The organism is Janthinobacterium sp. J1-1 (genome assembly GCF_030944405.1).
GTDB lineage: Bacteria > Pseudomonadota > Gammaproteobacteria > Burkholderiales > Burkholderiaceae_D > Janthinobacterium.
Window position 1 is genome coordinate 2,324,982 of the sequence record NZ_CP132339.1, and the last position, 19,422, is coordinate 2,344,403.

General features: G+C 62.9%; 15 protein-coding genes. 7 read left to right on the top strand and 8 right to left on the bottom strand.

Features of this window, described 5'->3' with window-relative positions; translation table 11 throughout:
• Window positions 1-142 precede the first annotated feature (142 nt).
• Both ilvD and Q8L25_RS10575 read left to right on the top strand, forming a co-directional pair.
• Window positions 143-2,008, top strand: coding sequence for a dihydroxy-acid dehydratase (gene ilvD / locus Q8L25_RS10570; RefSeq protein ID WP_308924781.1), 1,866 nt, complete (start codon window positions 143-145; stop codon window positions 2,006-2,008).
• Between the two features lie 213 nt (window positions 2,009-2,221).
• Window positions 2,222-2,536 carry a c-type cytochrome gene (locus Q8L25_RS10575; protein ID WP_065307527.1) on the top strand — a complete coding sequence of 105 codons (315 nt, stop codon included), beginning with the start codon at window positions 2,222-2,224 and terminating at the stop codon, window positions 2,534-2,536.
• 59 nt (window positions 2,537-2,595) lie between these two features.
• On the opposite strand, the gene Q8L25_RS10580 is transcribed toward Q8L25_RS10575, so the two are convergent.
• Window positions 2,596-3,561 carry an NAD(P)H-binding protein gene (locus tag Q8L25_RS10580; RefSeq protein ID WP_308924782.1) on the bottom strand — a complete coding sequence of 322 codons (966 nt, stop codon included), beginning with the start codon at window positions 3,559-3,561 and terminating at the stop codon, window positions 2,596-2,598.
• A 91-nt stretch (window positions 3,562-3,652) separates the two neighbouring features.
• Here Q8L25_RS10580 and Q8L25_RS10585 point away from each other — a divergent pair, with 91 nt between their 5' ends.
• On the top strand, window positions 3,653-4,552 hold the full coding sequence (locus tag Q8L25_RS10585) for a LysR family transcriptional regulator (RefSeq protein WP_308924783.1): 900 nt from the start codon (window positions 3,653-3,655) through the stop codon (window positions 4,550-4,552).
• Here the strand turns inward: Q8L25_RS10585 and Q8L25_RS10590 are convergent.
• The 5 genes from Q8L25_RS10590 to folD form a co-directional block, all read right to left on the bottom strand.
• Window positions 4,545-5,687: a branched-chain amino acid ABC transporter substrate-binding protein gene (locus tag Q8L25_RS10590; protein WP_308924784.1), complete on the bottom strand. Its 1,143-nt coding sequence runs from the start codon at window positions 5,685-5,687 to the stop codon at window positions 4,545-4,547. The two genes, Q8L25_RS10585 and Q8L25_RS10590, sit on opposite strands and share 8 nt — an antisense overlap.
• 293 nt (window positions 5,688-5,980) lie before the next feature.
• Entirely contained in the window at window positions 5,981-6,403 is a 423-nt protein-coding gene (locus Q8L25_RS10595; RefSeq protein ID WP_308924785.1) for a hypothetical protein, read from the bottom strand.
• Complete coding sequence (locus tag Q8L25_RS10600) at window positions 6,400-6,825, bottom strand: DNA polymerase III subunit chi (protein ID WP_308925700.1); 426 nt, start codon at window positions 6,823-6,825, stop codon at window positions 6,400-6,402. Before Q8L25_RS10600 ends, Q8L25_RS10595 begins: the two co-directional genes overlap by 4 nt.
• A 17-nt stretch (window positions 6,826-6,842) precedes the next feature.
• Complete coding sequence (locus Q8L25_RS10605) at window positions 6,843-8,912, bottom strand: M3 family metallopeptidase (RefSeq protein WP_308924786.1); 2,070 nt, start codon at window positions 8,910-8,912, stop codon at window positions 6,843-6,845.
• Between the two features lie 50 nt (window positions 8,913-8,962).
• A complete protein-coding gene (folD, locus tag Q8L25_RS10610) occupies window positions 8,963-9,808 on the bottom strand; it encodes a bifunctional methylenetetrahydrofolate dehydrogenase/methenyltetrahydrofolate cyclohydrolase FolD (protein ID WP_065307531.1) in 846 nt (281 codons plus the stop codon).
• A gap of 567 nt (window positions 9,809-10,375) precedes the next feature.
• On the opposite strand from folD, the gene aceE reads away from it, so the two are divergent.
• From aceE to lpdA, 3 genes are all read left to right on the top strand, one after another.
• Window positions 10,376-13,072, top strand: coding sequence for a pyruvate dehydrogenase (acetyl-transferring), homodimeric type (aceE, locus tag Q8L25_RS10615; RefSeq protein ID WP_308924787.1), 2,697 nt, complete (start codon window positions 10,376-10,378; stop codon window positions 13,070-13,072).
• Between the two features lie 94 nt (window positions 13,073-13,166).
• On the top strand, window positions 13,167-14,837 hold the full coding sequence (gene aceF, locus Q8L25_RS10620) for a dihydrolipoyllysine-residue acetyltransferase (protein ID WP_308924788.1): 1,671 nt from the start codon (window positions 13,167-13,169) through the stop codon (window positions 14,835-14,837).
• A gap of 9 nt (window positions 14,838-14,846) precedes the next feature.
• Complete coding sequence (gene lpdA, locus Q8L25_RS10625; protein ID WP_308924789.1) at window positions 14,847-16,640, top strand: dihydrolipoyl dehydrogenase; 1,794 nt, start codon at window positions 14,847-14,849, stop codon at window positions 16,638-16,640.
• A 61-nt stretch (window positions 16,641-16,701) separates the two neighbouring features.
• On the opposite strand, the gene Q8L25_RS10630 is transcribed toward lpdA, so the two are convergent.
• Window positions 16,702-17,334 carry a hypothetical protein gene (locus tag Q8L25_RS10630; protein WP_308924790.1) on the bottom strand — a complete coding sequence of 211 codons (633 nt, stop codon included), beginning with the start codon at window positions 17,332-17,334 and terminating at the stop codon, window positions 16,702-16,704.
• Window positions 17,335-17,543: 209 nt separating this feature from the next.
• On the opposite strand from Q8L25_RS10630, the gene Q8L25_RS10635 reads away from it, so the two are divergent.
• On the top strand, window positions 17,544-18,692 hold the full coding sequence (locus Q8L25_RS10635) for a hypothetical protein (protein ID WP_308924791.1): 1,149 nt from the start codon (window positions 17,544-17,546) through the stop codon (window positions 18,690-18,692).
• On the opposite strand, the gene Q8L25_RS10640 is transcribed toward Q8L25_RS10635, so the two are convergent.
• Window positions 18,693-19,406 (bottom strand): TetR/AcrR family transcriptional regulator, encoded by a 714-nt coding sequence (locus tag Q8L25_RS10640; RefSeq protein WP_308924792.1) that lies wholly within the window; start codon window positions 19,404-19,406, stop codon window positions 18,693-18,695.
• Window positions 19,407-19,422: the final 16 nt, after the last annotated feature.

Consider the following 19,422-nt stretch of genomic DNA (forward strand, 5'->3'; position numbering starts at 1 on the left):
GTGATATCTATTTCGACTCACAGATGCGTGCATCATATATTTGACACGGGGGCGTGCGCAAGGCAATCTGGCGTACCCCCACTGCGCACAGGGCTTTCATCATCCAGGCCCGGCAGTCAGGCAACTCTTTTGAAAGACCATCATGCCGCAATACCGCTCACGCACCACCACCCACGGCCGCAACATGGCCGGCGCCCGCGCCCTGTGGCGCGCCACCGGCATGAAGGACGGCGACTTCGACAAGCCCATCGTGGCCGTCGTCAACTCGTTCACCCAGTTCGTGCCTGGCCACGTGCACCTGAAGGACCTGGGCCAGATGGTGGCGCGCGAGATCGAGGCGGCCGGCGGCGTGGCCAAGGAATTCAACACCATCGCCGTCGATGACGGCATCGCCATGGGCCACGGCGGCATGCTGTACTCGCTGCCCTCGCGCGACCTGATCGCCGACTCGGTCGAATACATGGTCAACGCCCACTGCGCCGACGCCATGGTCTGCATCTCGAACTGCGACAAGATCACGCCGGGCATGCTGATGGCCGCCATGCGCATCAATATTCCCGTGGTGTTCATTTCCGGCGGCCCGATGGAAGCGGGCAAGGTGATCAAGGTGGTCAACGGCGCCCAGAAGATCATCAAGCTCGACCTGGTCGACGCCATGATCAAGGCCGGCGACAGCAGCGTGTCCGACGCCGACGTGGCCGAAATCGAACGTTCGGCCTGTCCGACCTGCGGTTCGTGTTCCGGCATGTTTACCGCCAACTCGATGAACTGCCTGACCGAAGCGCTGGGCCTGGCCCTGCCCGGCAACGGCACGATTTTGGCCACCCACTCGGACCGCCAGCAGCTGTTCCTGCGCGCCGGCCGGCTGATCGTGGAACTGGCCAAGCGCCACTACGAGCAGGACGATTATTCTGTGCTGCCGCGCTCGATCGCCACCAAGGCCGCGTTCGAGAACGCGATGGCGCTCGATGTGTCGATGGGCGGCTCGACCAATACGGTGCTGCATCTGCTGGCCGCCGCGCATGAGGCGGAAGTGGAATTCACGATGGCCGATATCGACCGCATTTCGCGCAAGGTGCCGTGCCTGTGCAAGGTCGCGCCGATGACCGACAAATACCATATCGAAGACGTGCACCGCGCCGGCGGCATCGTGGGCATCCTCGGTGAGCTGGCGCGCGCCGGCCTCTTGAACACCACCTTGCCGACCATCCACGCGCCGACCATGGCCGACGCCATCGCGCAGAACGACATCAAGTGCACCGATGACCCGGCCGTGCATGAACTGTTCCGCGCCGCACCCGGCGGCGTGCCGACCCAGACGGCGTTCTCGCAATCGGAGCGCTTCGCTTCGGTCGACACCGACCGTTCCACCGGCTGCATCCGCGACAAGGCGCACGCCTATTCGCAGGACGGCGGCCTGGCCGTGTTGTACGGTAACCTGGCCGAGAAGGGCTGCATCGTCAAGACGGCCGGCGTCGACGAAAGCATTTTGAAATTCTCGGGCAAGGCGCGCGTGTTCGAAAGCCAGGATGCGGCCGTGGCAGCGATCCTGGAAGATACCGTGCATGAAGGCGACGTCGTCATCATCCGCTACGAAGGCCCGAAAGGCGGCCCCGGCATGCAGGAGATGCTGTACCCGACCTCGTACATCAAATCGAAGGGTCTGGGCAAGGCCTGCGCGCTGTTCACGGACGGCCGCTTCTCGGGCGGTTCCTCGGGCCTGGTGATCGGCCATGCGTCGCCGGAAGCGGCCGAAGGCGGCGCCATCGGCCTGGTGGAAGAGGGCGACTTCATCGATATCGATATTCCCGAGCGCACCATCAATCTGCGCATTTCCGACCTTGACCTGGCCGCGCGCCGCGCCGCCATGGAAGCGAAGGGCGATGCGGCCTGGCTGCCGGTCAACCGCGAGCGCTATGTGTCGCAGGCGCTGCAGGCGTATGCGGCCCTGACCACCTCGGCCGACCGCGGCGCCGTGCGCGATCTGTCGCAGCTGAAAAAGCGCTGATCGTTGTAAAAACGCCGCACCGGCCGCGCCGCTTTCAGGGGCTGCGCGGCCGGCGTTACATCGCCTTACAAACAACATGGTTATGTCTGTCCAGATGCGGCAAAATGGATCTGCCTCAAGTGTTAGCCTGTTTAAAACGCTTGATCTGGGCTCGTGGTGAACCTGCCGAAACACGGTAGAATGCCGGCAGGAAGTTACTCTGGAGAAAAGACAATGAAACGTTCCATGATGTTGGTAGGTGTGTTGGCTGTATCGGCGTTGACCTCGCAAGTGGCGATGGCCAATCCCGACCTGGCGAAAGCAAAGAATTGCATGGCTTGCCACGCCGTCGGCAGCAAGCTGGTCGGTCCTGCGTACAAGGACGTGGCCGCCAAGTATGCCGGTCAAAAAGACGCGGAAAACAAGCTGGTGGCGAAAGTCATGAAGGGTGGCTCCGGTACCTGGGGCGCGATCCCGATGCCAGCCAACCCGCAGGTGAGCGAAGCGGAAGCCCGCACCCTCGTCAAATGGATCCTGGCGCAGAAATAATCTGTGCCGAAACCGCAGTAGCACCGCAATCAGCGCGCCGGCATGCCCGGCGCTTTTTTTTACGCGCGCAGATTGCCCATCCCCTCCAGCGTCGCCTTGACCGCCACGTCCAGCGGCGTATGCGGCTCGTGCCCCAGCACCGCCAGCAGCTTTGCATTGTCCATGCGCACCGGCGTCTGCCACAGGTAACGCATCTCGCGCAGTTCGCGCAAGGTCGCCACGAACGGCGCCGCCAGGGCCATCAGCCACCACGGAAACGTTGTCACGCGCGGCGTGCGGCGCGTCGCTTGCGCCACCACGCGCGCAATCGCGTCCGTCATCTGGTGCCCGTCGTGATCCCAGTGGCCAGCCAGGTGAAAGCGGGCAAATGGCGGCAAGCGTTCGCGCAGTGCCAGCAGTTCGACCATGGTGCGCGCCACGTCGGGCAGGTAGGACCATTGATGTCCCACGCCATGCGCGCCCGGATAGGTGATGGTGCGCACCGGCCGGCCCGGCTTGACCAGGCCCTGTGCAAACCAGCTGTTGCCGGCATGGGGACCGAAGAAGTCGCCGGCGCGCACGATCAGCACCCGCGCGCCTTGCGCTGAAGCACCTTGCAGCCGTGCTTCCAGCTCCACGCGGATCGCGCCCTTGCGCGTGGACGGCTGCTGGGCTGCGTCCTCCAGCAACACGGGAAACGCGTCGCTGCCGTAGTTGTAGATGGTGCCGGGCAGCACGATGGTGGCGTGCTCCAGCCTGGCGGCGGCGATGGTGTTGTCCAGCATCGGCAGCACCAGCTTGTCCCAGTCGCGGTAGCCGGGCGGATTGACGGCGTGCACGATCACCGCACAGCCTTTGCTTGCCGCCAGCACATCGGCAGCCACCATGGCGTCGCCACGCAGCCAAATGACGCCATCGTTGCGCGGCGATGGCAGCTCGCCCCGCGTCAGCGCGCGTACCTGCCAGCCCGCCGCCAGCAGCTGGCGCACCATTTCGCCGCCGATGCCGCCCGTCGCGCCCAATACCAGTGCCGTGTTGTCGTTCATGCCGTCCTCCCTGTGGTTGAAAACCCCAGTATCGGCGCTGGCCGGCTAATTGAAAATTGACGAACATCGCTGATCGGCTATACATTTATGCATGATTAAACATATAGGCTGGGAATACTACCGCTCGCTGCTGGCCGTGCTGGAGCATGGCTCGCTGTCGGGCGCCGCGCGCGCCATCGGCATCACCCAGCCCACTGCCGGCCGGCATATCGCCGCGCTGGAACGGGAACTGGGCGTGGCGCTGTTTATCAGGTCGCAACAGGGCTTGCTGCCGACCGATATCGCGCTGGCTTTGCGGCCCCATGCGCAGGCGATGGCGGATACGGCGGCGCTGATGGCGCGCGCGGCCGGCGGCGACGGGCCGGGCGTGGCCGGCGTGGTACGCATCTCGGCCAGCGAAGTGGTGGGGGTGGAAGTGCTGCCGCCCATCCTGGCGCGGCTGCGCGAAAAGCATCCGGCGCTGGTGGTGGAACTGGTGCTGAGCAACCGGGTGCAGGACCTGCTGCGGCGCGAAGCCGATATTGCCGTGCGCATGGTGGCGCCGCGCCAAGAGCGGCTGCTGATGCGCAAAATTGGCGTGATCGAGGTGGGACTGCACGCGCACGAGGATTACCTGGCGCGCCATGGCGAACCGCTGGAACTGGCCGAGCTGGCGCAACATGCGCTGATCGGCTACGACACGCCCAGCGCGCTGGTGCGCAGCGTGGGCGGCAACTGGCAGGCGTTTTCACGCGACCGCTTTGCCCTGTGCTGTGACAGCGATCTGGCCCAACTGGCCTTGATACGCGCCGGTGCCGGCATCGGCGGCTGCCAGGTGGCGCTGGCGGCAAGGAATCCCGCCTTGCGGCGCATCCTGCCGCAGGCGTTTACCCTGCCATTGGAAACCTGGGTCACCATGCACGAAGACCTGCGCGCCAGCGCGGGCTGCCGCGCCGTCTTCGATGCGCTGGTAGCGGGGTTGCAGTCTTATACCGCCGGCGCGCTTACTTGACCACTTCCATCTTGGTTTTCTTGCCGTCACGGTAGGTGAACAGGGTCAGCGCGCCGTCCTTGATGTCGCCATTCGCGTCAAACGCGATCGGCCCTGTCACGCCCTGGTATTTGACCTTGGCCAGGAAGGGCAGGTAGACCGACGGCTTCGACGATTTGGCGTCGGCCATGGCGGTGGCCATGGTCATCACGGCGTCGTACACATACGGTGCGTACAGCTGCACTTCCATATTGTATTTCTGCTTGTAGCGGGCGCGGAAATCGTCCATGCCCTTCTGCTGCTCGCCCGTCACGCCGCCCGCTTCCGCGCAGGTGACCAGGTTTTCGCCGATGGCGTCGCCAGCCAGCTTGCCCAGCGGCTCGGTGCAGACGCCGTCGCCGCCCATGAACTTGGCCTTGATGCCCAGCGCCTTCATCTGGCGCAGCATCGGGCCGCCCACCGAATCCATGCCGCCGAAGAAGACCAGGTCGGGATTCTTCGATTTGATGCTGGTGAGAATCGCGTTGAAGTCGGTCGCGTTGGCATTGGTAAATTCCTTGCCGACGATCTGCACGCCCGGCAGCGCCTTCTTCGCGCCCTTGACGAACTGCTCCGCCACGCCTTGGCCATACGCCGTGCGGTCGTCGATCACGGCGATCTTCTTGGCGCCCAGCTTGCCCACCGCATACGCGCCCAGGGTGCCGCCCAGCTTGTTGTCATTGGCCACCACGCGGAAGGCCGTATTGAACTTCTGCTGGGTGTAGGTGGGGTTGGTGGCGGCCGGCGAAATCTGCGGAATGCCGGCATTGAAATAGATGCGCGAGGCGGGAATGGTGGTGCCGGAATTCAAGTGACCGATCACGCCGTTGACCTTGGCGTCGACCAGCTTCTGCGCCACCGCCGTGCCCTGTTTCGGGTCGCCCGCATCGTCCTCGCCCACCAGCACGAACTTGACGGCCTTGCCGTCGATCTTGAAGCCCTTGGCGTTCAGGTCGTCGATGGCCATCTTGGCCGCGTTTTCATTGTCCTTGCCCAGGTGGGAGCTGGCGCCCGAGACCGGTGCCACATGGCCTATCTTGATGACTTCCTGCGCGCCCGCAGTGCCGGCAAAGGCAAAGGCGATGGCGAGGGAAACGGTGGTGGTCTTGAGCAGCATGAACATTCTCCAATGGATAATAAATACGGCGGCGTCTCGTGAAAACCGCTTCGACGGGCGGTGCGTGTGGAGAAAGGTACAATAAAAATCAGGCCGCGCAAAGCCGCAATTGCGGCTTTTTGCATTTTGTCGCGACAATCACCAAAGTGAGGCGCGATGCACCAATTTCACGGGTGTGGGTGCACCAAACAATGGCGTGGGGAAAGGTTTGGGTGTAACGAAGTTCAACCTAAATATCCAGCAAACTTACGACACCTGACAAAACCGACGCGCAGTAGGTTTTGACAGGTGTCTTATCGCGGCGGATGCAGATGCCCCAACTCATGACTCACCGCATGCGCCACGATCTGTTCCAGCGACTGCTGCAAGTCTTCGCGCAGCGCGCCACGCATGCCGATCAGGGCGTTTTGCAGCGCCGTTTGCAGCACGTGGGCGATGCGCTCTTCCAGCAGGTGGTCGATCTTGCCCTGCACCTGATGCAGGATGCGCTGGGTCAGGCGCTGTTCGATAGTGTCCCAGTCGGGCTGGACAATTGCCGGAACCGGTGTGACCTCAATCTCTGCAATGTCGGCCATCTCGATAATGTCGACCTTGCCGATAGAGGGCGCCTGTTCCGGTTCGGCCGTCGTCTCATGCAAGGCTTCCGGCCCCGACAGCACTTCCGTCAGCAGCGGGATACCCTGGTCGAATGGCTGCTGGTTCATGTTGTCGCTCATGACTTGCCCGCCACAAAGTGCGTCGGCTGCAGGTTCTGCTTGCGGTAGTGCAAAAAGCGCTGGCGGCCCGCCTGGGCGTCCTGTTCATCCATGGAAACGATCTCGAACACGCGCTGAAAGTCGGCGTAGTGGCCGGGGATCAGCTGCGACACATTGACCAGGATATCGTGGTGCGGCAGCTCCACGTCCTCGCTGTCGGTCAGCACGATCGGCGTCTGCGCGGCCAGCGGGTCGCCGGCCAGCACATGCGGCACGAAGTCGGTCGGCGACAGGGTCCACATGGCCGCGTTCATGGCGTCGAGCTGGGCGCTGTTCCCCGCCAGCACCACGACCTTGTTGCCGGCCATATAGGCTTTGCGTGCCAGGCGGCAGGCGTAAGCCAGCTTGTCCGGCACATTGGTATGAAAGTCGACGCGCGTCATGTCTGCCATGTCGTCCTTCAGGCCGCCATGCCGCTGTGGCGCAGCAGGGCGTCGATGCTCGGCTCGCGGCCGCGGAAGGCCGTGAACGATTCCAGCGCCGGGCGCGAACCGCCGACCGACAGGATTTCCTGCAGATAGCGCTTGCCGGTTTCGGTTGATGCTTCCGGTCCCAGCGCCTTGGCTTCCTCGAAGGCCGCATAGGCGTCGGCGGACAGCACCTCGGCCCATTTGTAGCTGTAGTAGCCGGCCGCGTAGCCGCCGGCAAAGATATGGCCGAACGAGTTCTGGAAGCGGTTGAATGATGGCGGCACGATCAGCGCGAACTGGGCGCGCACGCCGTCGATCAGCTGCTGCACGCTCTGGCCGCTGGCCGCGTCGTAGTCATAGTGCAGATGCATGTCGAGCAAGGAAAATTCCACCTGGCGCAAGGTCTGCAGGCCGGACTGGAAGTTTTTCGCCGCCAGCATCTTGTCGTACAGCGCGCGCGGCAGCGGCTCGCCGGTGACGGCGTGGGCCGTCATATGTTCGAGCACTTCCCATTCCCAGCAGAAGTTTTCCATGAATTGCGACGGCAGTTCCACCGCGTCCCATTCGACGCCGGAAATACCCGACACGCCCAGTTCATCGACGGCCGTCAGCATATGGTGCAGGCCGTGGCCGAATTCGTGGAACAGAGTGATCACTTCGTCGTGGGTAAACAGCGCAGGCTGGATCTTGCCGTCGACCACCGCCGGTTCCGTGAAGTTGCAGGTGAGGTAGGCGATCGGGGTTTGCACGTGCTGCGCGTCGGCACGGCGGCCGCGCGCGTCGTCCATCCAGGCGCCGCCGCTCTTGCCCGCGCGCGCGTACAGGTCCAGGTAGAACTGGCCGACCAGCTTGCCGTCGCGCTCGATGCGGTAGAAACGCACATCCTTGTGCCAGACGGAAGCGGTGTCAGGCTTGATCTCGACCGCAAACAGATTCTGGATCTGGCGGAACAGGCCGTCGATTACTTTATGTTCAGGGAAATACTGTTTCACTTCCTGGGCCGAGAACGCATAGCGGCGTTCCTGCAGCTTTTCGGAGGCGTACGGTACGTCCCACGCCTGCAGGTCGGCGATGCCGAGTTCTTCCTGCGCGAATTGTTTCAGTTCGGCCAGGTCTTTTTCGGCGTACGGGCGCGCGCGGCGGGCCAGGTCTTCCAGAAATGCGATCACCTGGTCTGGCGAGGTGGCCATTTTCGGCACCAGCGACACTTCGGCGAAATTGGCGTAGCCCAGCAGTTTGGCTTCTTCGTCGCGCAGTTTCAACAGCGTGACGATGTTCTGCGTATTGTCCCAGTCTTCTTTCTTGCTGAACACCGTGCCCTGATCGGACGCCTTGGTGGCGTTGGCGCGGTAGATGGTTTCGCGTAATTCGCGCTGGTCGGCGAACTGCAAAATAGGGAAATACGAAGGGAAGTGCAGCGAGAACTCGAAGCCCTGCTTGCCGGCTTTCTCGGCGGCGGCGCGCGCGGCCGCTTTCACGTCGTCGGGCAGGCCGGCCAGATCCGCTTCATTGTCGACCAGCAGTTTGTAGTCATTGGTGGCGTCGAGCACGTTTTCGGAAAAGCGCGTCGAGACGGCCGCGTGTTCTTCCTGGATGGCGCCGAAGCGTTCCTTCTGGTCGTCCGGCAACTCGGCGCCGCCGAGGCGGAAATCGCGCACGGCATTGTCGACGATGCGGCGGCGCGCCGGCGACAGGCTGGCAAACGCGGCGCTAGCCTGCAGCTGCTTGTATTTGCCGAACAGGATTTCATTCTGGCCCAGCTCGGTCCAGAATTCCGTCACCTTGGGCTGGTTCGCATTGTAGGCGGCGCGCAGCTCGGGCGTGTCGACCACGCTGTTGAGGTGATTGACGATGCTCCAGGCACGGCCCAGGGTTTCGCCGATCTGGTCCAGTGGCGTGACGAAGTTATCCCAGCTCACTTCTTCCATCGGCGCTTCGAGCTGCGCCACGGTGGCGCGCGCCTGGGCCAGCAGGGTGTCGATGGCGGGCGTGACATGCTCGTGCGTAATCGCGTCGAAGCGTGGCAGTCCGGAGAAATCAAGCAAAGGATTGGCGGTCATCAAGCAGCTCCATAGTAAATAAAAGGGCGGTCATGCCGCCCCGGTGATTCTTATACGCGCTCGGCGGCTTCAACGGTGTTCATCAATAACATCGTGATCGTCATCGGACCGACACCACCCGGTACCGGCGTGATATGCGAAGCAATCTCTTGCACACCAGCAAAGTCCACGTCGCCGCACAGCTTGCCGTTGTCGTCGCGGTTCATGCCCACGTCGATCACGATGGCACCCGGGCGGACCATGTCGGCCGTCAGGGTGTTGCGGCGGCCGACGGCGGCGACGATCACGTCGGCGTTGCGCGTGTGGTGGCCCAGGTCCGGTGTCGCACTATGGCAGATGGTGACGGTGGCGTTCGCTTGCAAGAGCAGCAGGGCCATCGGCTTGCCGACCGTGTTGCTGCGGCCGATGACGACGGCATGCTTGCCGCGCAGGTCGACGCCGGTGCTTTCGATCAGCTTCATGCAGCCGTATGGCGTGCACGGACGGAAGCCGGGCAGGCCCGTCATCAGTTCGCCGGCGCTCAGCACCGAATAACCGTCGACATCCTTGGTGGTGGCGATCGCTTCGATCACCTTGTGCGGGTTGATATGCTTCGGCAATGGCATCTGCACCAGGATGCCGTGGATGGCCGGGTCGGCGTTCAGGCTGGCGATGCGCGCCAGCAGATCGGCTTCCGACAGGTCCGCTTCGTATTTTTCCAGCACCGAGTGGAAACCGACATCGCCGCAGGCCTTGACCTTGTTGCGGACATATACCTGGCTGGCCGGGTCTTCGCCGACCAGGATCACGGCCAGGCCGGGCTGGGTGCCTTTGGCGGTGAGGGCGGCGGCGCGCGTGGCGATCTCGCTGCGCAGTTTTTGGGAGAGGGCGATTCCGTCGATCAGTTGTGCTGGCATGGTAGGGGCTAAGAGCTGTGGCAGGGAAAACCAGATTATAAAGCCGGGCGGGGCAAACGGGCGGTTTTGGCGCCAATGCCGCCACGTTGCTGTGCCATGTATTTGAAAGCGCAAGGCGTAACAATAGCGGGCCGGAGACGCGGGCCCGAGAAAATGCCGATGGCGGCGTTGCAGCTCCTTGCCGTACTGACGTACTGTCTGCGTCGCTGCGCCTTGCCCTCGACATTTTTCAGGCCCGCTTGGCCCGGAGTGCCTTTGCGGGCGATTGGGGTGTGAATGCGTTTTGCTGGTGTGCTGATGGAGCAGGAAGCGCAAGGGCCTGCGAGTTTTTTGGCGCCGACTTTGGTACTTTGATCACGCTAATTTCCGGTCAGAATTTGCGGCGGTGCAGCATATTCTCCGAGGGGAATTTCACAATATGAAATCTTATATCGTAATTTGAAAAATACAAAATACACTGTTAGAATCCCCACACTTATCGACCTTAATAGTAAATAATCAGCGAAATACCGTCCGACAGCGATCCGGAAAAATCGGCGTGGGGCGCTCACAAAGGAGACTCAACAGATGTCAGATCAACTGAACCAGGTAACGACACAGATCGGCGCCGACCCGGACATGCAGGAAACCAAGGAGTGGCTGGACGCGCTCGAAGCCGTTCTGGAGAATGAAGGTCCGGAACGCGCGCATTACCTGATGGAACGCCTGGTCGACCTGGCCCGCCGCCGCGGCGCCCAGATTCCTTTCTCCAGCACCACCGCCTACGTCAACACCATCCCCACCAAACAAGAAGCACACTGCCCCGGCAACCTGGAATACGAAGAGCGCCTGCGTTCGTGGATGCGCTGGAACGCCATGGCCATGGTGGTCAAGGCCAACCGCGCCGACGGTGACCTGGGCGGCCACCTGTCGTCCTTCGCTTCGCTGGCGAACATGCTGGGTATTGGTTTTAATCACTTCTGGCACGCGCCGACCGCCGACCATGGCGGCGACCTGCTGTACATCCAGGGCCACTCCTCGCCGGGCGTCTACGCGCGCGCTTTCCTGGAAGGCCGTCTGAGCGAAGAACAGATGCTGAACTTCCGCAAGGAAGTCGACGGCAAGGGCCTGTCCTCGTACCCGCACCCGAAACTGATGCCGGACTTCTGGCAGTTCCCGACCGTGTCGATGGGCTTGGGCCCGCACATGGCGATCTACCAGGCGCGCTTCCTGAAATACCTGCACGCACGCGGCATCGCCAAGACCGACAATCGCAAGGTCTGGGCTTTCTGCGGCGACGGCGAGATGGACGAGCCGGAGTCCTTGGGCGCGATCGGCCTGGCCGCACGCGATATGCTGGACAACCTGGTCATCGTGGTCAACTGCAACCTGCAGCGCCTGGACGGCCCGGTACGCGGCAACACCAAGATCATCCAGGAACTGGAAGGCGAATTCCGTGGCGCCGGCTGGAACGTGGTCAAGGTCATCTGGGGTCCGGGCTGGGACGCCCTGCTGGCGCAGGACAAGGAAGGCATCCTGCAGCGCGTGATGATGGAAACCGTCGACGGCGAATACCAGAACTACAAGGCAAAAGACGGCGCCTACGTGCGCAAGCACTTCTTCGGCAAGCATCCGAAGCTGCTGGAAATGGTTGCCAACATGACCGACGACGACATCTGGCGCCTGACCCGCGGCGGCCACGATCCGCACAAGATCTATGCAGCCTTCAAGATCGCCCAGGAACACAAGGGCCAGCCTACCGTCCTGCTGGTGAAAACCATCAAGGGCTACGGCATGGGCAAGTCCGGCGAAGCGCGCAATACGGCGCACCAGACCAAGAAACTGGACGACGAAGCGATCAAGGAAATGCGCGACCGTTTCTCGCTGCCGATCCCCGACGACCAACTGGCCGACATTCCATTCTTCAAGCCGGCCGACGATGCGCCGGAAATGGTCTACCTGCACGAGCGCCGCAAGGCCCTGGGTGGCTATCTGCCGCAGCGCCGCCAGAAAGCGGAAGAAACCCTGCCGGTGCCGGCACTGGACGCGTTCAAGAACGTGCTCGACGCCACCCCTGAAGGCCGTGAAATCTCGACCACGCAAGCGTTCGTGCGCGTCATTTCCACCCTGCTGAAAGACCCGACCCTGGGCCAGCGCGTGGTGCCTATCCTGGTCGATGAATCGCGTACCTTCGGCATGGAAGGCCTGTTCCGCCAGATCGGCATCTACAATCCGAAAGGCCAGTTGTACGAGCCGGTCGACAAGGACCAGGTGATGTACTACCGCGAAGACAAGGCCGGCCAGATCCTGCAAGAGGGCATCAACGAAGCGGGCGGCATGAGCTCGTGGATCGCCGCGGCGACGTCGTACTCGACCAACGACCGCATCATGATCCCGTTCTACACCTTCTACTCGATGTTCGGCTTCCAGCGCATCGGCGACCAGGTGTGGGCATCGGCCGACATGCGCGCCCGCGGCTTCCTGATGGGCGGCACCGCCGGCCGCACGACGCTGAACGGCGAAGGCCTGCAGCACGAAGATGGTCACAGCCATATTTTTGCCGCCACCATCCCGACCTGCATGCCGTACGATCCGACCTTCAGCCATGAAGTCGCCGTCATCATCCAGGACGGCCTGCGCCGCATGATCGCCAACCAGGAAGATGTGTTCTACTACATCACGATCATGAACGAGAACTACGCCCAGCCAGGCCTGAAAGCCGGCCAGGAAGAAGGCATCCTGAAAGGCATGTACAAGCTGCAGGAAGGCTCGGCCGATTCCAAACTGCGCGTGCAGCTGATCGGTTGCGGCACCATCCTGCGCGAATCGATCTTCGCCGCCGAATTGCTCCAGAACGACTGGGGCGTGGCCGCGGACGTGTGGTCGGCGCCGTCGCTGACCCTGGTGGCCCGCGATGGCCAGGATGCAGAACGCTGGAACATGGTCAACCCGTCGAAAGAGCAGCGCGTGCCGTACGTGACGTCGCTGTTGAAAGATACCGACGGCCCGATCGTCGCCACCACCGACTACATGCGCGCGTTTGCAGAACAGATCCGCGCCTTCATGCCGAAAGACCGCACCTACAAAGTGCTGGGCACCGACGGCTTTGGCCGCTCGGACAGCCGCGCCAAGCTGCGCGAGTTCTTCGAAGTGAACCGTTATTATGTCACCGTGGCCGCGCTCAAATCGCTGGCTGACGAAGGCAAGATCGACGTGTCGCTAGTGGAGCAGGCGATCGCCAAGTACGGCATCGACGCCAACAAACCGAATCCGGTGACCCAGTAATCGTTAAAGGGATCCGATCACGCCAGGGCAGTGCGCAAGCGCCGCCCTGGCGTGTCTGCGGGTCCATCTGACACATAAAATAACGGAGCAAGCTATGAGCATTGTGGAAGTCAAAGTCCCGGATATCGGCGATTTCAAGGAAGTCGAGATTATCGAATTGATGGTCAAGCCAGGTGACACGGTCAAGGTCGACCAGTCCCTGATCACGGTCGAATCGGACAAGGCCAGCATGGAAATTCCATCGAGCCACGCCGGTGTCGTCAAGGAATTGAAGGTCAATGTCGGCGACAAGATCGCCGAAGGTTCGCTGGTACTGCTGCTGGAAGTGGCCGATGATGCATCCGCACCGGCACCGGCACCTGCCGCTGCTGCACCGGCTGCTGCGCCTGCCGCTGAAGCCGCACCTGCTGCCGCCCCGGCACCAGCTGCTGCCGCGCCAGCCGCCGCCGGTGGCCTGGTCGAAGTGACCGTGCCCGATATCGGCGACTTCAAGGAAGTCGAAGTCATCGAGCTGATGGTCAAGGTCGGCGACACCATCGCCGTCGAGCAATCCTTGCTGACGGTCGAATCGGACAAGGCCAGCATGGAAATCCCGTCGAGCCACGCCGGCGTCGTGAAAGAATTGAAAGTCAAGGTTGGCGACAAGGTGGCCAAGGGTTCGCTGGTATTGGTCGTTGAAACCACCGGTGGCGCTGCCGCGCCTGCACCTGCTGCTGCACCGGCACAAGCCGCTGCCGCACCGGCCGCTGCCACCGCTTCGGCGCCGGCCGCTGCCGCCGCTCCAGCCGCTGCAGTTCCTGCTGCTGCACCTGCAGTGAACGGCAAACTGGCCCACGCTTCGCCATCGATCCGCAAGTTCGCGCGCGAACTGGGTGTGGAACTGGCCCGCGTCGGCGGTTCCGGTCCGAAAGGCCGCATCACCCAGGAAGACGTGCAGAACTTCGTCAAGGGCGTGATGTCGGGCGCGGTTGCCGCACCAAACGCTCCTGTGGCAGCCGCCAAGGGCGGTTCCGGCGTCGGCCTGGACCTGCTGCCATGGCCGTCGCTGGACTTTGCCAAGTTCGGCGCCACAGAATTGCTGCCGCTGTCGCGCATCAAGAAAATCTCGGGTCCGAACCTGCACCGCAACTGGGTCATGATCCCGCACGTCACGCAGTTCGACGAAGCGGACGTCACCGACCTGGAAGCGTTCCGCGTCGACACCAACGCGGCCAACGCGAAGAACAAGGATGCGGCCAAGCTGACCATGCTGGCCTTCGTCATCAAGGCCTGCGTCGCGGCGCTGAAGAAATTCCCGGCGTTTAACTCGTCGCTGGACGCCAAGGGCGAAAACCTGATCCTCAAGCAGTACTACAACATCGGCTTCGCGGCCGACACGCCGAATGGCCTGGTGGTACCGGTGATCAAGAACGCCGACCAGAAATCGGTCTCGCAGATCGCCAAGGAGATGACGGACCTGTCGCTGCAGGCACGCGAAGGCAAGCTGAAACCGGCCGACATGCAGGGCGCCAGCTTCACCATTTCGTCGCTGGGCGGCATCGGCGGCACGCATTTCACGCCTATCGTCAATGCGCCTGAAGTGGCGATCCTGGGCCTGTCGAAAGCCTCGATCAAGCCGGTATGGGATGGCAAGGCCTTCCAGCCGCGCCTGATGATGGGCACCTCGCTGTCGTACGACCACCGCGTGGTCGACGGCGCGATGGGCGCGCGATTCTCGGTGTACCTCGGCGAAGTGCTGGCCGACATGCGCAAAATTCTGCTGTAAGGAGCGACTATGAGCACAGTAGAGGTAAAAGTACCGAATATCGGCGACTTCAAGGAAGTCGAAGTGATCGAGCTGATGGTCAAGGTCGGCGACACCATCAAGGTGGACCAGTCTTTGATCACCGTGGAATCGGACAAGGCCAGCATGGAAATTCCGTCGACCCACGCCGGCGTGGTCAAGGAAGTCAAGGTCAAGGTCGGCGACAAGATCGCCGAAGGCAGCGCGTTGCTGGTGGTGGAAGCGTCCGAAGGCGCGGCTGCTGCTGCACCGGCGGCTGCGGCTCCTGCCCCGGCGGCCGCACCTGCCGCCGCTCCGGCTCCGGCGGCCGCACCTGCGCCAGCCGCTGCCGCCATCCCGGCCGGCAGCTACTCGGGCCAGGTCGACATCACCGTCGACATGATGGTGCTGGGCGGCGGTCCTGGCGGCTATTCGGCGGCCTTCCGCGCGGCCGACCTGGGCCTCAGCACGGCCATCGTCGAGCGTTATGCGACCCTGGGCGGCGTGTGCCTGAACGTCGGCTGCATCCCGTCGAAAGCGCTGCTGCATGTCGCTTCCGTGATCGACGAGACGGCGCACATGGGCAATACCGGCGTGACGTTTGCCAAGCCGACCATCGACATCGACCAGGTGCGCGCATACAAGGAAGGCGTGATCAAGAACATGACGGGCGGCCTGGCCGGCATGGCCAAGGCACGCAAGACGCAGGTCGTCACCGGCGTGGGCCAGTTCCTGTCCGCGAATCACATTGAAGTCACGGCCGCTGACGGCTCGAAAAAAGTCGTGCAGTTCAAGCAGGCCATCATCGCCGCCGGTTCGTCGGTGGTCAAACTGCCGTTCGTGCCGGAAGATCCGCGCATCGTCGATTCGACCGGCGCGCTGGAACTGCGCCAGATCCCGAAACGCATGCTGGTCATCGGCGGCGGCATTATCGGCCTGGAAATGGCGACCGTGTATTCGACTTTCGGTGCGCGCATCGACGTGGTCGAAATGATGGACGGCCTGATGCAGGGCGCCGACCGCGACGCCGTCAAGGTGTGGCAGAAGTTCAACGAGAAGCGCTTCGATAACATCATGACCAAGACCAAGACGGTTGCCGTCGAGGCGCTGCCGGAAGGCATCAAGGTCACGTTCGAAGCGGCCGAAGCGGGTGCCACCGCGCCGGCGCCGCAAGTCTACGACCTGGTGCTGGTGGCCGTCGGCCGCAGCCCGAACGGCAAGAAGATCGCCGCCGACAAGGCCGGCGTGAACGTCACCGACCGCGGCTTCATCGAAGTCGACAGCCAGATGCGCACCAACGTGCCGAACATTTTCGCCATCGGCGACCTGGTGGGCCAGCCGATGCTGGCGCACAAGGCCGTGCACGAAGCCCATGTGGCGGCGGAAGCGGCGGCAGGCCAGAAGTCGCACTTCGATGTCAAGGTGATTCCATCGGTCGCCTACACGGATCCGGAAGTGGCATGGGCCGGCATCACCGAAGACGAAGCGAAAGCCAAGGGCATCAAGGTCGAGAAGGGCCACTTCCCGTGGGCCGCCTCGGGCCGCGCCGTGGCCAACGGCCGCGCCGAAGGTTTTACCAAGCTGCTGTTCGACGCTGAAACCCACCGCATTATCGGCGGCACCATCGTCGGCACACATGCGGGCGACATGATCGGCGAAATCGCGCTGGCGATCGAAATGGGTTGCGACGGCACCGACATCGGCAAGACCATCCATCCTCACCCGACCCTGGGCGAATCGATCGGCATGGCAGCCGAAGTGTACGAAGGCGTGTGCACGGATTTGCCGCCACCGCGCAAGCGTTGATTTCAAGGCTGTGAATGCAAAAAACCCGCAGCGATGCGGGTTTTTTTATTGCCGTTCAGATTTATTCGCGTGTCCTGGTCTCGCGCAGCGACGCCGACGCCGAGCCGACCAACAGAACGATATACGCGTTCATTTCCAGCAGTTCTTCCATGAAGCCGGAATCCTGTTCCGAGATCGATTCGAATTTCTTCTTGTCGAAGGGCCAGCCGGACGCCATCAGCACGGCCGCGCACAGGGCGGTGATGATGGCGGGGGTGGCCAGCAGTTGCCAGCGCAGGGCCCAGATGCGGCGGATGCGCGAGGCGAAGGCCACCAGGTAGATTACCCAGCAGCTCCAGCCGATGCCGCGCAAGATATGCTCGGTCCAGGCCCAGAAATGGCTGCCCGGGGCGTCGAATTCGCGGATTTCCAGTTCGCGCAGCAGGAAGGAATACATCAGCAGCGACAGGCCGGCGTGCAGGATGAAGCCCACGCTTTTCTTGTCGAGCTTGCTGGCGCGCCAGCCATGCACCAGGCAGGCCAGCAGCAGGGCCACCGACTGGATGTTTTCCATCAGGTGGTTTTCATCGGCCAGGTGAGGGTCGGCGCCATAGCCCACCCAGCAGGCGAGCGACAGGGTAGCCAGAAAGGCCAGCAGGGCGGCCACATGTCGTGCGGGGCGGCTGGCGGGAATGCCGATGGTATTGAGGAACATTATTTTGTGTTTGCAATATTGGGGAGTCGGCAACTATACACGCGATCTTGCCTGCGCATGGTTCATCGGTGAAAATTGGAGAGTATTGCTCCAAGGAAAAATGGCACAATAGAGGTCCAAAGCGATGTTTCGCTCTGCCTGGCCAGATAGTGTGATTTTCCTTGTGCGTCTCCGGTCAAGCCAGGCTGTGCCGAGAAAGAAGTGCAACGATGAAAAAATTTACTGCCCTCCATCTCGCCGACGTGCGCCTGCGCCGTGGCGATGAACAAGCCCACGCACCGGTGCTGCATGCCCTGTTCCAGGACATGGCTGCCCTGCGCGATGCCGGCACGCAGATCGATGCGATCTTCTTTACGGGCGAGCTGGTGGCGCCCGACGCCTGCGCCGGCACCACGCCCGCCTATGTCTATGAATACCTGCTGCGGCCCTTGCTGCAGGCGGCCAGCTTGCCGGGCGCGCGCTTTTACCTGGTGCCGGGCAGCCGCGCGCAGGGCGGCACGGCGGTCGCCGCCGGGCGCGCCGGTTTCAGCTTTTTTTCGGCCGGTGAACACGCCACGGCCGAGCAGCGCGGACTGTACAAGAATATCCATGCCGTCTTCCATGGCAACAGTCATACGGGCGACAGCAGTTCCTTGATGAAGTCGCTGGGCATCCTGTTCAAGAGCAGTCCCGCCAGCCTGTATGGTGGCCCGGAACAGCGCGCCGCTTATGCCTTGATGGAATATGATGCCGAGGCCGTCCCTGTGCAGTGGACGGTGGCCCTGCGCGAATTCGACGAGGCCGGCAAGGCTTTCGGCCTGTCCGTGCTGTACACGCCGAATGGCCAGGAATCGGCCGAACGCGATGCCGAATATGTGTTTTCCACTTTGCTGCCGCGGCTGGCCGTGGATGGCGCCTACCTCGACGGCTTGCTGGGCAAGCGTGCGCTGTCGCGGCTGGCCCTGCCGGACGAGCCGCTGGCGGTGCGCGAGTTCCTGATCGAGCTGGCCTTTGTGTTATTCGACGCCAAGACCCTGTTCCTGCAGCAGGATGAGCTGGAACGCTTTGCCGGCGACTATTGCGCCGTCAAGGGCTGGGACATGCCGGCGCGGCAATGGCTGGCGCCCTTGTATGCGAAGGGCCTGCTGCTGCAGGCCGACGGCCAGGTGGTGTTTGCCTACGATTATTTCCGCACCTATTTCCTGGCGCAGCGCTTTGAAACCTCGTTCGGCCTGATGCCCTATGGTCCCGAGCGGCGCGATGGCACGGCGCCAGCACTGCAGCTGGACGGCATATCGGCGGCCCGACCTTTTCTCAGTGCTTTGGGGGTGGCTGGCGAGCGCAGCGCGCCAGCGGAAGAAGCTTGCGGTCGCGCCTGATCAGGCTGTCGGGTGCTGCAGGGTGGCGCGCAGGAACAGGTCCAGCCTGACCTCCACCAGCTTGCGCAGCTGCGCCACGTCGGGCTGGGTCTGCGGCAGGAACAGCAGGCGCGACATCTGGTCGCCCAGCAGGCAGTTCAGCAGATGCATGGACAGCAGTTCCGGCGTCAGGTCGGCGCGGAACAGCGGCGCGATATCGGGCCGGCTGAAAAAACGGCTCAGCATCTCGCGCGTCTGGCCCGGTCCCACCTTGTAGAACGTTTCCGCCAGCTCCGGGTGGCTGGCCGCCTCGGCGATCACCATGCGGTTCAAACGGATTGCCGCCGGCATCGTGATCAGCTGCATGAACAGCAGGCCGAACTCGGCCAGTATGATCGGCAGCGGACGCATGTCGGTCTGCAGCGCCGGCATGGTGGAAAAATACGCGGCGCGCTTCTGTTCCACCACCGCATTGAACAAACCTGACTTGCCGCCAAACTTCACATAGATGGTGCGCACGGCCACGTGGGCCTCGCGCGCGATCATTTCCAGGCTGACCTTGCCATATCCCTTGTCCAGAAACAGGCGGCCCGCCGTGTGCAGCAGGTTTTCCGCGCGCGCCTCCATGTCGGCGGCGCGTGGCCGGCCGGCCGGCTTGCCGCAGCAGCCAAGTTCCATGGTGTCGGTGTCGGCGGGGTCGATGGGAGGGGTGTCGCTGAGGCCTGGCTCGGACATGGTCTGGGTCTCGTGG

What these genes read in the sequence shown, in the direction of transcription:
- aceE (WP_308924787.1), top strand. Translation starts at nt 10,376, where the DNA reads ATGTCAGATCAACTGAACCAGGTAACGACACAGATCGGCGCCGACCCG.
- Q8L25_RS10585 (WP_308924783.1), top strand. Translation starts at nt 3,653, where the DNA reads ATGATTAAACATATAGGCTGGGAATACTACCGCTCGCTGCTGGCCGTG.
- Q8L25_RS10605 (WP_308924786.1), bottom strand. Translation starts at nt 8,912, where the DNA reads ATGACCGCCAATCCTTTGCTTGATTTCTCCGGACTGCCACGCTTCGAC.
- Q8L25_RS10635 (WP_308924791.1), top strand. Translation starts at nt 17,544, where the DNA reads ATGAAAAAATTTACTGCCCTCCATCTCGCCGACGTGCGCCTGCGCCGT.
- lpdA (WP_308924789.1), top strand. Translation starts at nt 14,847, where the DNA reads ATGAGCACAGTAGAGGTAAAAGTACCGAATATCGGCGACTTCAAGGAA.
- Q8L25_RS10575 (WP_065307527.1), top strand. Translation starts at nt 2,222, where the DNA reads ATGAAACGTTCCATGATGTTGGTAGGTGTGTTGGCTGTATCGGCGTTG.
- folD (WP_065307531.1), bottom strand. Translation starts at nt 9,808, where the DNA reads ATGCCAGCACAACTGATCGACGGAATCGCCCTCTCCCAAAAACTGCGC.
- Q8L25_RS10580 (WP_308924782.1), bottom strand. Translation starts at nt 3,561, where the DNA reads ATGAACGACAACACGGCACTGGTATTGGGCGCGACGGGCGGCATCGGC.
- Q8L25_RS10590 (WP_308924784.1), bottom strand. Translation starts at nt 5,687, where the DNA reads ATGCTGCTCAAGACCACCACCGTTTCCCTCGCCATCGCCTTTGCCTTT.
- Q8L25_RS10640 (WP_308924792.1), bottom strand. Translation starts at nt 19,406, where the DNA reads ATGTCCGAGCCAGGCCTCAGCGACACCCCTCCCATCGACCCCGCCGAC.
- ilvD (WP_308924781.1), top strand. Translation starts at nt 143, where the DNA reads ATGCCGCAATACCGCTCACGCACCACCACCCACGGCCGCAACATGGCC.
- Q8L25_RS10595 (WP_308924785.1), bottom strand. Translation starts at nt 6,403, where the DNA reads ATGAGCGACAACATGAACCAGCAGCCATTCGACCAGGGTATCCCGCTG.
- Q8L25_RS10600 (WP_308925700.1), bottom strand. Translation starts at nt 6,825, where the DNA reads ATGACGCGCGTCGACTTTCATACCAATGTGCCGGACAAGCTGGCTTAC.
- Q8L25_RS10630 (WP_308924790.1), bottom strand. Translation starts at nt 17,334, where the DNA reads ATGTTCCTCAATACCATCGGCATTCCCGCCAGCCGCCCCGCACGACAT.
- aceF (WP_308924788.1), top strand. Translation starts at nt 13,167, where the DNA reads ATGAGCATTGTGGAAGTCAAAGTCCCGGATATCGGCGATTTCAAGGAA.